Origin of the sequence: Flagellimonas sp. HMM57 (assembly GCF_021390175.1) — a bacterium.
GTDB lineage: Bacteria > Bacteroidota > Bacteroidia > Flavobacteriales > Flavobacteriaceae > Flagellimonas.
On record NZ_CP090004.1, the window covers coordinates 3,606,850 to 3,622,550 of the forward strand.

Consider the following 15,701-nt stretch of genomic DNA (forward strand, 5'->3'; position numbering starts at 1 on the left):
GCGCAAATATAGCTATATTTGAACCCAAACTTGAAAGTGTATGTACAATTTACATGCTGCCACAATAGCCATTATTGCAGCAAATATTCTTGTCTCCCTAAGGGGATTCAGTGATTCTGTTTTTTTTGACAGATATAAGTTCAGTATAGGCGGAATAAAGGCTGGACAAAAGGAAAGAACAGTAACTTCTGGGTTTTTGCATGTTGATATCTCCCATCTCTTTTTTAACATGTTCACGCTTTATTTCTTTGCAAATGTGGTCATTGGTTGGTTTGGTGCTACCAAGTTTTTGATTATCTATTTTATAAGCCTGGTGGGAGGAAGCCTTTTAGCACTCTTTTTCCATAAAGATGAGCCTTTTTACAGTGCAGTTGGTGCCAGTGGTGCGGTAACAGGAATTTTATACGCAGCTATTTTATTGAATCCTGATATGCAACTGGGAATCATGTTTATTCCAATTCCATTACCGGCATATGTATTGGGAATAGCTTACCTATTATATTCTATTTATGGTATGAAAAGCAGGTTGGGAAATATTGGGCACACGGCCCATTTTGGTGGGGCAATTGGAGGTTATGCCGTTACGCTTCTTTTAAAACCTGAGCTTTTTGTAACTGACACTTTGATCGTTGTATTATTGGCAATCCCGATATTGATTCTTTTTGTACTGGAAAAGTTGGGGAAAATCTAGTTGAGCAGTTCAGCTACTTTTTGTTCCAAAGCAGGACCTCTCAAGTCCTTTGCGACGATTACACCATTCTCATCGATAAGGAAAGCTGCGGGAATCGCATTGATATTGTACAATTGGGCTACTGGGTCCTGAAATCGTTTTAAATTGGAGATGTGATTCCATGCCAATCCATCGTTTTCGATGGCTTTTGTCCAGTCTTCTGCGCGGGCATCCAGAGAAACGCCTATTACATTTAGGCCTTTCTCATGGTATTTATTGTAAACGGAAACAATATTTGGATTTTCCGCTCTACATGGACGGCACCAAGCTGCCCAAAAATCTATTAGGGTCAGCTTTCCTTTAACATCGCTTAATGCCAGTAGCTCTCCATTTGGTGTTGGAGCTGAAAATTCGGGAGCTATACCCCCTATATCAGTAGCTTTTTGCTTTTCCAATTGCTCTTTTAATTGTTCGCCTGGCTTCGATTGCTTCATCTCTGGCGTAAGCGCTTCGTACATACCTTTGATTTCATCATTGGGAACACTCTTGTTCATCATTAAATTACCTATGATCAATACAGAAATCAATGCATTGGGATTTTCTTTGGCGAAGTCAACATTAAAGGTTTTTACCTCATCTTGAAACTCTATGTATTCTTCCCGTAATGAAGTAACGGTTGCCGAATCCTGCTTTTGAGCGGCATTGCGCATATCGTTCTGCATAGACCTTGCTCTTTCCGAAAGTTTTCTCGATTCGGTCAAAAAGTTCATAAAGAGCTCATTCTGTTGTGTACCCTTCAGTTTTGCGTAGTTCATGCTGTCCTTTTGAAACTTTACCTCAATATCACCGTTCTCAAGTACAAATGGAATATTACCCCTATTTTTCTCAATAAATACATAATAGAGCATAGGTTTTTCTTGCGAGCCTGTAAAAGTAAATGCTCCGTTTTCTACTGTGGTTGTATCAATATCCACCAATTGGTTAAGGGAGTCGGTGGTTTTTAGGTACACTTGGGTACCATTTTCCAATTCTCCCGTAACAGTAGCTTTTAAAGTATATCCTTCCGGTTTTGAATTACATGATGCTAAGAATAGAATTCCTGTAGCAATTGCAAGTACTTTTTTCATTTGTTTCAATTTAAGTTGCGAAGGTATTCATTCCTTATCGCATATAAAAACCTTCGTCTCTAATCGATGAAATTCCTCAAGGCCCTGTTCCAGAATATTGGAATAGGATAGTAATGATTTCCTATGGGCTAGCGGGATATCAGAATATAGAACTAAGAACCAAGACAAAAGCCCAGTTTCTCTGCTCTGGCAGCGAAGCGGTCTTGGTTCTTCTATCTTGTAAGTCTAAAACTGATATCGTATACCAAGTGCAATATCAAAATCAAAATTATCATTAAAACCATCGTAACCTAAAATCCCGATTTCTGGTCTAAAATCCAATGAAAGAAGTAGTGGGATGTCAAAGTCGTACTCTACACCAAGAACACCGGCTGCAAATACAAAAAGACCATCATTGTCTTCACCATCTGGTTCTGGTTCAAATTCAACGCTTCCCAATCCACCACCAAAACCGTAGTACCAATTAAAATTTCCCTCAATTTGATGCACCCATTGGTAAGTCCCGGAGAGTTTAAATGCATCAAATCGTCTGCTATCGCGCCAGCCCAAGTTGAATTCGGCACGGTTGTAACGACCAATTGATTTTTGATAGGAAATTTCTGCGCCAAACCCATCGCTATCGCCTAAACGTAACCCTATGGTATGGTCAGAAATGTCCTGAGCACTGACAGCAAATATCCCAAATATGAAAAGACAGGTAAATAATGTGGTAATCTTCATAAGTTTCTCTTTTAGTTAAAAAATTTAAAGATAGCTTTGTAAAGCTTTCTGACCAATACAACTGAATTAGGTAACCAAAAATTGTTCCAGATTGGATAAATTATCTTTAACCCAACTATCTGAAAAACTCCAAGGAGAATTATTCAGCGATGACCTAAGTAGGGCATTGTACGCTACTGATGCCTCTGTATATCGAAAAAAACCATTGGCGGTTGCATACCCCAAGAACATAGAAGATATAAAAACACTTATAACTTTTGCTAGTAATCATACCATTGGATTGATTCCTAGAACAGCTGGTACTTCCTTGGCAGGACAATGTGTGGGCGATGGTATTGTAGTTGATGTTTCAAAACATTTTACGGATATCTTGTATTTGGATGAAGAAAAGAAACAAGTCCGGGTGCAACCTGGCGTTGTCCGCGACGAACTCAATCAGTATTTAAAACCTTTCGGTCTTTTTTTTGGACCTAATACTTCAACCTCAAATAGATGCATGATAGGAGGGATGGTCGGTAACAATTCTTCAGGAACTACATCCATTCAATACGGTGTAACTAGAGATAAAGTGGTGGAGATGAAGTGCGTGTTATCGGATGGAAGCGAAGCTTTATTTTCAGATATAACTAAGAACGAATACGAGAACAAGAAAAAAGAGGATTCTCTTGAAGGTAAGTTATACGCATTTATTGAAACAGAACTTTCCAATAAGAAAACGCAAGAAAATATAGCAACAGAATTTCCTAAACCAAGTATTCATCGTAGAAATACCGGCTATGCCATAGATGAGCTCTTAAAGAATCGTGTTTTTGGAAATACTGGGGAAGATTTCAATCTGTGCAAGTTGTTTTCAGGAAGCGAAGGAACTTTAGCGTTTACGACAGAAATCACCTTGCAATTGGATGAATTTCCCCCTTCGTTGTCTGCTATGGTCGCAACCCATTACCACACCCTTGAAGATTGTTTGAGCGATGTTGCCCCAGTAATGCAGCATAATTTGCATACCTGTGAAATGATGGACAAGGTAATTTTGGACTGTACCAAGAATAACCGCTCTCAATTGGCAAATCGTTTTTTTGTGAGTGGCGATCCAGCTGCAATATTAATGTTGGAAGTAAAGGCCGATACAGAAGATAAACTAAAAGCCCAACTTGAAGATTTGCTGAGAACCATAGAAAGTTCTGGGCTGAGTTATGCGAGCCCTGTTTTGATCGGAGACGAAATCAACAAGGCCATAGAACTCCGCAAGGCAGGTTTGGGGTTGTTGGGGAATATGGTAGGCGATAGAAAAGCGGTTGCCTGTATTGAGGATACTGCAGTTGCCTTGGAAGATTTAAAAAACTTTATTGGTGAGTTTACGCAAATCATGAAGGATTATGGGCAAGATGCTGTGTATTATGCCCATGCAGGGGCAGGGGAACTGCATTTACGTCCCATCCTTAATCTAAAAAAGTCTGACGATGTAGCTCTTTTTCGCTCAATTACTACAGATGTGGCAAAGCTGACCAAAAAATACAAAGGTAGTTTTAGCGGTGAGCATGGCGACGGAATTGTAAGGGCAGAATTTATACCGTTGATGATAGGAGCGGCCAATTACGAACTGCTAAAGCGTATAAAATCTGCTTTTGACCCACTGAACATTTTCAATCCCGGTAAAATTGTGGATGCTTTCCCAATGGATGAATCCTTGCGTTATGATATCGATAGAAAGGAGCCTGTCATTAAAACGTTGATGGATTTTTCAGATAATGAAGGGATTTTAAAAGCAGCGGAAAAATGTAATGGTAGTGGAGATTGTCGTAAAAGCCATACCATGTCCGGGGCGATGTGCCCAAGCTATCATGCCACAAAAAATGAAAAGGATACTACTAGAGGTAGGGCAAATGCTTTGCGTGAATTTTTGACCAATTCGGAAAAGCCAAATCGGTTTGATCAGGAAGAGCTAAAAGAAGTTTTTGACCTCTGCCTTAGCTGCAAGGCCTGTTCCAGTGAGTGCCCCAGCAATGTGGATGTAGCAACGTTAAAGGCTGAATTTTTGTACCAGTACCAAGAATCCAATGGCTATCCTTTGCGCAGTAAGCTTTTTGCTTATAATACCAAGTTCAATGCCATGGGGAGCAAATTTCCTTCATTGACAAATGCGGTTTATAAGTCCAGTATCCTGGGAGGTTTGCTGAAAAAAACTTCAGGAGTGGCCAGTGAACGTAGTCTTCCAGAGGTTCATCGGTTCAATTTTGAGAGGTATTTGAAGAAGCAGAAAAAAGCGAACACCAAAACCTTAAAAAAAGTAGTGCTGTATATTGATGAATTTACAAAATACTTGGATGTTCAAGTAGGTAAAGATGCCATTGAGCTACTTTGCAAGCTAGGCTATGATGTACAGTTATTTTATGTGGAAAGTGGACGCACGTACCTATCAAAAGGATTCCTAAAGCAAGCGAAGTCCTTGGTGAAAAACAATATAATCAAACTTAAAAAAATTATTCAGGAAGATATACCGATTGTTGGCCTGGAACCATCTGCTATTTTATCCTTTAGGGATGAATACAAAAGACTACATAACGACACGGAACTAGTAAATAAGTTAGCTTCTAAATCCTTTCTTATTGAAGAATTTCTTGCTAGAGAGATCAAAAAAAGAGTTTTTGGTCCCAACAGGTTTACTGAAGAAGAAAGAGTGGTGAAAATCCATAATCACTGTCATCAAAAAGCTTTATCCGATCAAAAAGTAACTTTTGATGTGCTTAACCTTCCCAAAAATTACAAGGTTTCCATTATTCCTTCCGGCTGCTGCGGTATGGCCGGTTCTTTTGGGTATGAAAAGGAACACTATGAAGTAAGTATGCAGGTTGGTGAGTTAAAGCTGTTCCCATCGGTAAGAAAAAGTACTGCCGAGACTATAATAGCGGCCAATGGCACAAGCTGTAGGCATCAAATAAAAGATGGGACGAAAAGGGAGGCACAACATCCAGTATCAATCTTGCGTCAAGCCTTGATTGTCTAGAGGTTTGGTGTCTTGCTCTCCAAGGTCTATAGTTTCAATATTATCAGGCGCTATCGTTTCTATAATATCTTTTCCAATATGTTCTATAATATCGTTGGGTTCTATTTCTTTTGAAACCACCTCCTTGTCCGTAATGGAAGCAATCAATTCGTTCATGTCCATTTCCTTAAGGTCCTCATCAACAAAAAATGGTGATAGCTTGTCATGGTTGTAATAGTATATCCTCCAACGTTTAAAAGAATATTCCAATGCTGTTAGGTTTTCTACCCAATCTCCTGAATTTAGGTATATACAACTACCATATTTGTTCTCGTAACGCTCTTTTTTTGGCTGATGTATGTGTCCGCAAATAACATAATCATAATCATTTTCAATAGCGAGGTCGGCGGCTGTTGTCTCAAAATTGTTGATATACTTGATAGCTCCCTTTACGCTATTTTTAATCCGCTTGGACAGTGAGTAGCGTTCACGGCCCATTTTTGCCAAACACCAGTTGATGAAGCTATTGATAAGAATAAGCAAGTCATAACCATACCCACCCAATTTGGCTAACCACTTGGCATTTTGGATAGATACATCGAAGACGTCACCATGAAAGATCCATGCCTTTTTTCCATCCAAATTGAGTACAAGCTTGTTAGCGATTTTAAAATTACCCATTGAAGTATCACTGAACTTACGGAGCATTTCATCATGATTACCAGTGATATAGTAAACTTCGGTGCCCTTGGATGCCATGCCTATAATCTTTTTGAGCACCTTTAAATGCGAGGCCGGAAAGTAACGTTTGCTAAACTGCCAAATATCTATGATATCACCATTTAAAATAAGCTTCTTTGGCTGAATACTGTTTAAATATGCGATAAGTTCATCGGCGTGGCAACCGTACGTACCTAGGTGTACGTCCGAAATTACGGCTACTTCAATCTTTCTTTTTTTCAACAGTTTAGTTTATATGCAAAATAACAGCGTAGGAATAAACTTAAAATCAAATTCAAATCAATAATTCATGAGTATATAGTTAAAAAAACATCAACAACGCTATCATAATGTTACATAAACATTAACTGGCAAGCTTGTTTTTGAAAATGAGCTAGAACTTCTACCTTTGAGGCTTACCCAATTTATAAGTACATGGCGGGAAATACTTTTGGACAACTTTTTAAGCTCACTTCTTTTGGAGAGTCGCATGGAAGGGCAATAGGTGGGGTGATAGATGGTTGCCCTGCGGGAATAACTTTGGATTTGGAAAAAATTCAGCTTGAACTGAACCGGCGTAAACCTGGACAATCTGCAATAGTCACCCAAAGAAAGGAACCGGATACCGTAGAAATCTATTCGGGTCTGTTTGAAGGGAAAACTACAGGAACTCCAATAGGGTTTGCTATCCATAATACGAATCAGAAGTCAAAAGATTATTCCCATATCAAGGATTCTTATCGGCCATCCCATGCAGATTATGTATACGACCAAAAATATGGTTTTAGGGATTACCGTGGAGGTGGTAGAAGTTCGGCAAGGGAAACTGCAAGTAGGGTAGTGGCAGGAGCTATCGCAAAACAGTTTCTTGAAAACATAAAAATCAATGCTTTCGTATCCCAAGTAGGTGAAATAAAGCTGCAAAAAGAATACCAACAGCTCGATTTCTCAAAAATCGAATCAAATGCCGTACGCTGTCCGGATTTGGAAATGGCTGAAAAGATGGAAGAATACATCAAATCCATTAAAAAGCAAGGCGATACCATTGGTGGGGTTATTACCTGTGTCATTCAAAATATACCGATTGGTCTTGGAGAGCCCGTCTTTGACAAACTGCATGCAGAACTAGGTAGGGCCATGCTGTCCATAAATGCCGTTAAGGGTTTTGAATATGGTAGTGGTTTTGAAGGTGTACTTATGAAAGGTAGTGAGCACAACGACCAATTTAATGAGGATGGAACTACGTCTACGAATCGAAGTGGTGGTATCCAAGGGGGCATAAGCAATGGTATGCATATCTATTTCAATATAGCTTTCAAACCAGTGGCCACAGTGCTTCAATCTTACGAAACCATCAACAAAGAGGGTGAAAAAGTTATGACCCAAGGCAAGGGAAGACATGACCCATGTGTTGTTCCAAGGGCTGTGCCAATAGTCGAAGCTATGGCAGCAATGGTATTGGCAGATTATACACTTTTGGCACGCACTAATAAAATATAATGGTCAGGTAAGGGTTTTTCCAATCAAAATAGTATCTTACTTTCCTAAAATTTGTATATGCGTAAACTAGAACTGCATTGGCAGATTCTCATCGGAATGCTTTTAGGGATAGTATTTGGGTTTGTAATGACCCAAGTGGATTGGGGAAAAGGTTTTGTCTCCGATTGGATTCAACCCTTTGGAACCATCTTCGTAACACTACTAAAACTTATTGCTATTCCTTTGATCATTGCCTCTTTGGTCAAAGGAATTTCTGATTTGAAGGATATCTCAAAGTTTAGAAATATTGGTTTGCGTACGATTATGATATATGTTGCAACGACCGTGGTTGCAATAACCATAGGTCTTGTTTTGGTAAACATAGCACAACCGGGAGAAGGTATATCTGAGGAGACAATTGCTAAATTGACGGAGACATATGCCAGCGACAAGGGAGTAACCGATAAGCTAGAAGAAGCCTCAAAACAGAAAAATAGCGGTCCGCTCCAGTTTTTGGTGGATATGGTTCCGGAGAATGCGCTTGCTGCACTAAGTAATAATACACTGATGCTTCAGGTAATATTCTTTACCATTTTCTTGGGGATTTCCATGTTGCTCATTGGAGAGGAAAGGGCAAAACCTTTAAAAGATTTTTTTGATGCCCTAAATGATGTTGTGCTCAAGATGGTCGATTTAATTATGCTTACCGCACCTTATGCTGTCTTTGCGCTGTTGGCAGGAGTAGTGGTCTCTTCCAGTGACCCCGACCTTTTATTGGCCTTGTTGAAGTATGCAGGTGTAGTCGTATTGGGACTTTTCTTAATGATTATATTCTATACTATCGTGGTGGGAGTATTCACCAAAAAAAATCCTTTCTGGTTTTTGAAAGAAATAAGCCCTGCACAATTACTGGCATTTTCTACTAGTTCCAGTGCCGCCACTTTACCGGTTACCATGGAAAGAGTGGAAGAGCATATCGGTGTTGATAAAGAAGTTTCAAGCTTTGTTCTGCCCGTTGGTGCAACTATCAATATGGACGGAACAAGTTTATATCAGGGTGTTGCGGCAGTCTTTATTTCACAAGCCTTGGGTTTTGATCTTACCTTTGCAGACCAATTGACCATAGTTCTGACAGCTTTATTGGCATCAATAGGCTCTGCAGCTGTTCCCGGAGCGGGTATGGTAATGCTCGTGATAGTTTTGGAATCTATCGGTTTTCCTGCAGATAAGCTAGCGATTGGCCTGGCTTTAATTTTTGCTGTGGACAGACCTTTGGACATGTGCAGGACCGTGGTAAACGTTACGGGAGATGCATCAGTTTCTATGGTGGTGGCCAAATCCGTTGGAAAATTGGGAGAACCCAACATAAAGGAATGGGATGACCATTTAGATGAGATTAATCCATAAAACCATATCGTCATGAATATCTGCTTTTTAATGTACCCGTGGGAGGAAATCCAACCAGAAAACGATACAAGCCTTGCACTTATTCATGAGTGTGTAAAACGCAAACACGGAGTGGCTATCTGCACTCCTGCAAACCTGACCATCAGGAATAGTGTCACCAGTGCTTTTTGTACGGTCATCAATAAAATGGAAAAGATTTCAAGTAGTCAAAAAACATTTTATAAGCAAGCATCGTTGCGTGAAGAAATGCTTCCATTGGCAGGTTTTGATGTGATTTTTATGCGGGCCAATCCACCATTGGACCCATTGATGCTCAATTTTTTGGATTCGGTGAAAGATGATGTTTTTATCGTAAATTCCATTCAAGGGCTTAGAGAAGCAAACAACAAACTATATACCGCTGCTTTTGGCGATAGTCATAGCAACATTATTCCCGTAACCCACGTGTCAAAGAACAAGAACTATTTGGTGCGGCAAATCAATGAATCTCCTGCAGAAAAGATGATTTTAAAGCCCTTGAACGGCTTTGGTGGTTCTGGGGTCATTCTTATTGAAAAATCTGCAATGAGCAATATTAAATCCTTGTTGGATTTTTACGTGACCAATTCAGACGGTACTTCCAATTACGTTATACTCCAAGAATATATAGAAGGTGCTGACCAAGGTGATGTTAGGGTGCTTCTACTGAATGGTGAACCTATTGGCGCCATGCGCAGAATTCCTGGATCAGATGACCATCGTTCCAATGTAAGTGCTGGGGGCTCGGTTTCCAAACATTCGTTGACCAAACAAGAAAAAGCGTTGTGCAAACAAATTGGACCCAAATTGGTCAACGACGGTTTATATTTTGTGGGTATCGATGTGATTGGAGGCAAACTGGTCGAGGTAAACGTGATGTCACCGGGAGGAATCACCTATATGAACAAGGTCTATAAAACAAAGATTCAATGCAAGGTCATCGATTTTGTCGAGAGCAAGGTACTCGATAAATTGAAGGCATTTGATAGAAGGTCTAGACTGCGTAGCGAGGTTGAAAATGCGTAAACTTTCCGTTGAAGATATCATTATTTCCATAGAGGAACGAAAATGCTTCGAAGCGGTCGCAGATGATTATTCCTTCACCATAAAAATTGAAAGTTATGCACCTTTTGTCTGTGGTGCGGTGCATGATGGACATCAATTTAGAAAATCACTTTGGGAAAATTGCATGCATACCGAATATGAAAGGTGGTATGAGGAAGACCCATGCACAAAACAAATGGTAAATAGCTTTCCCATTGTAATTGCCGGTTGCGATAGTCGTTTTGAATATGATTTGAACAGGGAGCCCGAACGTGCGATTTATGAAGATGCCTGGGGCAAGCGTTTATGGAAAAAACCACTTTTGGAAAAGGAAAAGAAAGCCAGTTTACAAAAGCACACGAATTTTTACAGGGTCGTCCACGAACTTATTTCCAAATTGGAGACCGATTTTAAAAAAGTAATCGTTTTTGATATGCACAGCTATAACTGGAAACGTTGGGATAGAGAAGTACCTGTATGGAATTTGGGGACTTCGAACATTGACACAGAACGTTATGGTACTTTGATTGAAAAGTGGCGTGCAAAGCTTGGGGGTATGGAATTGCCCAACGGTATTAAGTCAACCTCTAAAGTCAATGATACTTTTCAAGGAAACGGGTATTTTCTAAAGTATATCACCCAAAACTTTAAAGATACTCTGGTTTTGGCCACAGAAATATCAAAAATATATTGCGATGAACTGACTGGGGTCATTTATCCCGAAGTAGTGCAATCGGTAGAAGAACATTTAAAAGAATTGATACCGGAGGTGGTACAGGAATTTGAAGAAGCTGGATTATGATACGTGAACATGAAGTTGGAAATTTGGAAAAGGAATACGACCATCTCTTTGAAATTGATGCAAATCTTGACCGTTTGGTTCGTCGTATCGAGCTTCTCAACTACATCAACCCCTTAAATATTGAAAAGGAAAAACAACGATTTTTTGCTTCAAAATTTACTTCGGAACCTAATTTTAAATACCCCAAGCTTAAGTTCAATCCCTATAAGTTGCATCGACTGTTCTTTTCGCAACGGTTGGAGCGTATAGCAGATGATAGGTTGCGGCAGTTGTATCAAGATGTCATCTATCACTACGCCAATATGATTCAGTGTATCGAGACTATTGGAAAGGGCAAAAACTTCTATTACAATTCACTACGGGTTTATGGTACACCACGAGAGCGCGATGTTCAAAATGCAAGGTTCATTCTTCATTTTGCCGATGAACCTGTTTCTTCGGATATGGAAAAAGTTTTCTCTCCGGAAGAAGCTAAATCTTATTTTCTGAATTTCAGCAAACAATATGATTTTCCGCTTCAGGTTCGCTTTTCCACGCACATTGCAGCAGATGCCATGGTGAGCAATAGTTCCCAGACCTTAGTCATAAAAAAGAATGCCAAGTTCAGTAAGAACCAACTATTGACTTTGGCCAACCATGAAATTGGTGTGCATTTGGTAACCACATACAATGGATTGCTGCAGCCCTTGAAAATATTCTCTAACGGATTGGCCAAAAATGTGGAGACTCAGGAAGGTTTGGCCGTATTCAGCGAATATATGGGCGGAGCGCTTACACTAAAACGATTAAAGGAATTGGCATATCGCGTACTGGCCGCTGACAGTCTTATCAAGGGGTATTCGTTTGCTGATACATTTGATTTAATTCACGGACAGTACAAGCTGAACAGGCACGAAGCTTTTGCGATAACATTACGCGCTCACAGAGGGGGAGGGTTCACTAAAGACCGATTGTACTTGAGCGGCCTTAGTAAAATTTACAGGAAATATCAGAAAGAGGAAAGTTTGGATGTTTTGTTCACGGGTAAAGTAGCGTTGGAGAACGAAGATGTAATTCGTTACCTGAAGAATCTGGGACTTGCACAACCAATTACATACAAGAGCCATTCTTTTGCCCAAAAACTGAACACCAATACCACTTTGGATTTTATTTTGAACAATTTAAAGTAAAAACCAGCTTCATTGCTCATTTTTGAATTACTCGTAGTTTGTTGTTTTTATGTCATCCTGAGCCCGTCGAAGGAAAAAGCACTTCGACAAGATCGGTGTGACCAAAGGGTTTGAATGAAATGAAGGAATTGCGTTTAATGTGCAGCTCAGAAAAGAACAGTAGCTTTCTAAAAAGTAAACTGAAATATCAAATTGAGCCCATCGATTTTTTTGATTATCGATAATCTTTAATCGGTTTCGAAGGGCTCAACTTGACAACCCTAACAAATTATACTTTCTAGATAAGCTGCTATTCTATAATAACGTTACAGACTACCAGAAGTCAATACTTGGTCCAAGATATATTGCATGGCAGTTTTCCAGCCTTCTTGGTTGCCGGTAACTGAACTTTTTTTGGACGTGCGTTCATCAGAAAATTTTATTGCATATTTCTCGCTCGCCATTCCACCGTAAACAATGAGTTCAATATCATATTTTACCGTGGATTCCGTATCGACCACAGCATCTTGACTATCAAAGAAACCAGGTTTTTTTGCTGTTTTGGGTTTATCCGTAATCTCGTTTACTTCTATCATGACCAAGTATTCGGACCTAAGTACACTTTGTAGTTTATCCACGGTCGTTTCGCTTAACTGTTGGAATCCTACACCACCATCCACCAACATTTTTATGGTGGTTGACATATCTTGTACGTTTATGGGCGATGATTGATTCTTACGGGTAAGATAGTCGGTGGCAAACTTGGTAATTTTGCTCGATGTTTCTTTGTTGTAAGTTTCGTTTTTATAATAACTTAGGGGGATCACGGACAACTTATTGTCATCGTAATTTGGCCCAAGGTAGATTTCTTCCTTTGGAAGTGTTCTCACGTTTTCAATTTGGTTTGGGGGATTTTCTGGAACTGTTGCTGCTGTTGAAGCGGCATTGGCGGCACCATTGCCAAAGTTTTGCGTTCTTCCACTCGAAAACACAATCTTTTGAAGTTGGTCGGCGCTAATTTCATTTACAAGCGATTCTCCGGGATAACTAAAACTAATGCTGGAAGCGGTAACCTTGGTTACCTTACCTTGTATAATTTCACCCGACTTGGTGAATAAAATATCGTTTACACCACCTTGTTGTGTAAATGCCACAAGGGAAATTGACAGGAAAAACAGTAATAATAACTTTTTCATTTTTTATTTTTTTGTTAGAGGTAAAGGTCTGTAGACTCATCTATCTTCAATGAAAAAAGTGGTTTTCATCTTCTAAGGGTTCCTTATAGTTACCCGAAGATTTAGAAGCGTTAGAAAATCACATTATATCAACGAAATGCTCATCAATACCTCCACAAAATCAGTGCCAGTGCTGGTTGTACAATAGTTAAAAAACAAAAAATTGATTATTTCTTTAATTTTTTTAAGAAAAAATTTGCTTGGAAGGCGATATTCTGCTCTCCAAGCGTATTCTTTGTGAGCTTTACTAAAGAGAGATATACTTCCCTCTGGGATATTTTACTTGAAAGGAGAAGCTCTCCTTTTTGCTCTCTTTGCTATCCAGTTCCAAATTCCATGTCAACAAACCTGTTTTCTTGTCGTGGGTTGCTGCTTGAGGGTTTACATCATCTACTTTGATTTCTTTGTTTTGGGATATTGGAATCCTATCCATCAATTTTAGGTTGATGGCCAAGTTTTTATTATTCTTTACTTCTAGATCATAGGCACGATTCAAGATACGGTTGCTTCCTGTGAAAGATTTGCTCTTAAAGTCTCGTTGCTGATTTCTGGTTACTGTAATATTGGGATCAATTCCCATGGAGAGTATCATCTCTTTCTTTACTGTGTATGGGTCAATATTTGTTTTGCCAGCATATCCACCTTCAAAATAAACATTTGCTTCACCTGGTAATAATTGGTGCTTTTCCCAATCCTTTAATTTAGCGGTTAGAAAAACATTCTCGTTGATTAAGGGTGCAGTAAAATATTCATACTCCGCAGGTAATTGAAATGCACCAATCTCAATCGCTGTAATATCTCCATCAGAAACTATGGAATAGGCTTTTTTGATAACAAACTTTGTGTTTGTAAGATTATCTTGTATGGAGCTTTTTTTAGTGGTTATAACAACTATGCCGTTAGTTCCCCTACTCCCATAAAGTGCTGCAGCTTCAGTTCCTTTTAGTACTTCCATACTTTGGATTTCGTTTTCATCTAAGTCGCCTTCAATAAAGCCAGCTTGTGGAACACCATCTACAACATAGAGGGGAGATTTAGGTTCTGCTGTACTGGTATTTCCTCTAACTCTAATGCTTGAATCACTAACAGCAACACTCCCATATCCTGTTACCACAACTTCCTCTAAAGCAGCGAAATCTTCCTCCATCTGTACATTGATAACCGAAGAATAGATAGGCAATTCTTGAGCAATAAAACCAATATAAGAAATCTGTAGTTCCCTGCCGGAGGCAACATCCAACGAAAAATTACCGTCAAAATCTGTCTGCGTGCCCTTATTGGATCCTTTGACCATGATATTAGCTCCTGGCAACGGATTGCCTGCTTGGTCAACAATAGTTCCCGCCACTTCACGAACGGTTGGGTTATATATATACCCTTTCTTCTTAACTTTTTGTCGATTTAGTTTGGCATATCTATTTACAAAGTTGAGGTATTTAGTACCTAGATGTGGTTTGCTCACATTAACATTGGGGTTGCCAGTGGATAGCGTGATGTTCACATTGTCCCAGTCTTTCCCGGTTTTCTGGTATACATGCGCCTTGTAGGTAAAATCTACGGGAGCGTTCAATTTTTTGGATTTGATGTCATAATTGGGAATCCAACCGGCATCATTGACCAAATACGAAATGGATAGGTCCAGATCAGTGGCTACGGGCGCATCGAATTTAATGGTCAATTCGCCCTGTTCTTCTTGCGGGGCATTATTGACCTCGGCCAGTTGCTTACGTAATTTGCTTACGTTTAAATTGAGTCCATTGATTTTAAGATTGGTCTCGAAGATTTCATTTTTAATGGAAGTGATACGTTCACGATAATAGGCACTAATTTCCTTTACTTTTTCTAAATCCAGCGTTTGGTTATTTGCACTTATCATTCTATTGGTAGTAATAACCTTTTCTTCTTCTTCCAACCCAAGAATCAAATTCTTTAGTAGGGTAATTTTATGCTGAATCTGTAGTATCTCATCTTCCCATTTGACTACTTGTGGGTTAGTCTCGGTTTTCTCCAAATAGTTTAAGTCGTACGACATGGAAAGGATGGAAACTGCTTGCAGCCCCGATATTTGGATGCTACTTTCCTGAATTTTTGAAGATAGACCAGTAAATACGATTTCATTGGTGCCCTCATGCAATTTGCACTCGGCTTTACGATAGACCTGCGCTCCACTCAGATACACGGTTACTTTCTTAATTTTTGAAGGGACTTTTAGGTCATTGCCCACTGCTATTAGTGGGATAAACAAAACAAGAAGGATGAGCTTTTTCATGACTGTTGGGTTTAAAGTTGGGGTAAACCTATTCGGTTCAGATGAAAACTAAAACCAACGATGAGTGAAAGTTCATAAC

General features: G+C 39.4%; 12 protein-coding genes. 7 read left to right on the forward strand and 5 right to left on the reverse strand.

Features of this window, described 5'->3' with window-relative positions:
- Positions 1-40 precede the first annotated feature (40 nt).
- On the forward strand, positions 41-691 hold the full coding sequence (locus LV716_RS16020; protein ID WP_163418785.1) for a rhomboid family intramembrane serine protease: 651 nt from the start codon (positions 41-43) through the stop codon (positions 689-691).
- On the opposite strand, the gene LV716_RS16025 is transcribed toward LV716_RS16020, so the two are convergent.
- Together LV716_RS16025 and LV716_RS16030 are read right to left on the reverse strand one after the other, a co-directional pair.
- Positions 688-1,797 carry a TlpA disulfide reductase family protein gene (locus LV716_RS16025; protein ID WP_163418786.1) on the reverse strand — a complete coding sequence of 370 codons (1,110 nt, stop codon included), beginning with the start codon at positions 1,795-1,797 and terminating at the stop codon, positions 688-690. The genes LV716_RS16020 and LV716_RS16025 overlap by 4 nt on opposite strands.
- A gap of 225 nt (positions 1,798-2,022) precedes the next feature.
- Complete coding sequence (locus tag LV716_RS16030; protein WP_163418787.1) at positions 2,023-2,517, reverse strand: hypothetical protein; 495 nt, start codon at positions 2,515-2,517, stop codon at positions 2,023-2,025.
- Between the two features lie 91 nt (positions 2,518-2,608).
- Here LV716_RS16030 and LV716_RS16035 point away from each other — a divergent pair, with 91 nt between their 5' ends.
- The gene (locus LV716_RS16035) at positions 2,609-5,521 is read left to right on the forward strand and encodes an FAD-binding and (Fe-S)-binding domain-containing protein (RefSeq protein WP_163418788.1); all 2,913 of its coding nucleotides are present in this window, start codon (positions 2,609-2,611) and stop codon (positions 5,519-5,521) included.
- Here LV716_RS16035 and LV716_RS16040 read toward each other — a convergent pair.
- Positions 5,492-6,463, reverse strand: coding sequence for a UDP-2,3-diacylglucosamine diphosphatase (locus LV716_RS16040; protein ID WP_233759160.1), 972 nt, complete (start codon positions 6,461-6,463; stop codon positions 5,492-5,494). The genes LV716_RS16035 and LV716_RS16040 overlap by 30 nt on opposite strands.
- 192 nt (positions 6,464-6,655) lie before the next feature.
- On the opposite strand from LV716_RS16040, the gene aroC reads away from it, so the two are divergent.
- The 5 genes from aroC to LV716_RS16065 are packed head-to-tail and all read left to right on the forward strand — an operon-like array spanning position 6,656 to position 12,139.
- Positions 6,656-7,720: a chorismate synthase gene (aroC, locus tag LV716_RS16045; protein WP_163418789.1), complete on the forward strand. Its 1,065-nt coding sequence runs from the start codon at positions 6,656-6,658 to the stop codon at positions 7,718-7,720.
- Positions 7,721-7,777: 57 nt separating this feature from the next.
- Positions 7,778-9,106 (forward strand): dicarboxylate/amino acid:cation symporter, encoded by a 1,329-nt coding sequence (locus LV716_RS16050; RefSeq protein ID WP_163418790.1) that lies wholly within the window; start codon positions 7,778-7,780, stop codon positions 9,104-9,106.
- Between the two features lie 12 nt (positions 9,107-9,118).
- Positions 9,119-10,150: a glutathione synthase gene (gene gshB / locus LV716_RS16055; protein WP_163418791.1), complete on the forward strand. Its 1,032-nt coding sequence runs from the start codon at positions 9,119-9,121 to the stop codon at positions 10,148-10,150.
- Entirely contained in the window at positions 10,143-10,970 is an 828-nt protein-coding gene (locus LV716_RS16060; RefSeq protein ID WP_163418792.1) for an N-formylglutamate amidohydrolase, read from the forward strand. The genes gshB and LV716_RS16060 overlap by 8 nt, the downstream gene beginning before the upstream one ends.
- A complete protein-coding gene (locus tag LV716_RS16065; protein WP_163418793.1) occupies positions 10,967-12,139 on the forward strand; it encodes a flavohemoglobin expression-modulating QEGLA motif protein in 1,173 nt (390 codons plus the stop codon). Before LV716_RS16060 ends, LV716_RS16065 begins: the two co-directional genes overlap by 4 nt.
- Positions 12,140-12,444: 305 nt before the next feature.
- On the opposite strand, the gene LV716_RS16070 is transcribed toward LV716_RS16065, so the two are convergent.
- Together LV716_RS16070 and LV716_RS16075 are read right to left on the reverse strand one after the other, a co-directional pair.
- Complete coding sequence (locus LV716_RS16070) at positions 12,445-13,314, reverse strand: hypothetical protein (RefSeq protein ID WP_163418794.1); 870 nt, start codon at positions 13,312-13,314, stop codon at positions 12,445-12,447.
- 286 nt (positions 13,315-13,600) lie between these two features.
- A complete protein-coding gene (locus tag LV716_RS16075; protein ID WP_163418795.1) occupies positions 13,601-15,622 on the reverse strand; it encodes a DUF4139 domain-containing protein in 2,022 nt (673 codons plus the stop codon).
- Positions 15,623-15,701 lie beyond the last annotated feature (79 nt).

Coding starts and splice junctions, on each gene's coding strand:
- LV716_RS16020 (WP_163418785.1), top strand. CDS start 41: ATGTACAATTTACATGCTGCCACAATAGCCATTATTGCAGCAAATATT.
- LV716_RS16025 (WP_163418786.1), bottom strand. CDS start 1,797: ATGAAAAAAGTACTTGCAATTGCTACAGGAATTCTATTCTTAGCATCA.
- LV716_RS16030 (WP_163418787.1), bottom strand. CDS start 2,517: ATGAAGATTACCACATTATTTACCTGTCTTTTCATATTTGGGATATTT.
- aroC (WP_163418789.1), top strand. CDS start 6,656: ATGGCGGGAAATACTTTTGGACAACTTTTTAAGCTCACTTCTTTTGGA.
- LV716_RS16050 (WP_163418790.1), top strand. CDS start 7,778: ATGCGTAAACTAGAACTGCATTGGCAGATTCTCATCGGAATGCTTTTA.
- gshB (WP_163418791.1), top strand. CDS start 9,119: ATGAATATCTGCTTTTTAATGTACCCGTGGGAGGAAATCCAACCAGAA.
- LV716_RS16060 (WP_163418792.1), top strand. CDS start 10,143: ATGCGTAAACTTTCCGTTGAAGATATCATTATTTCCATAGAGGAACGA.
- LV716_RS16065 (WP_163418793.1), top strand. CDS start 10,967: ATGATACGTGAACATGAAGTTGGAAATTTGGAAAAGGAATACGACCAT.
- LV716_RS16070 (WP_163418794.1), bottom strand. CDS start 13,314: ATGAAAAAGTTATTATTACTGTTTTTCCTGTCAATTTCCCTTGTGGCA.
- LV716_RS16075 (WP_163418795.1), bottom strand. CDS start 15,622: ATGAAAAAGCTCATCCTTCTTGTTTTGTTTATCCCACTAATAGCAGTG.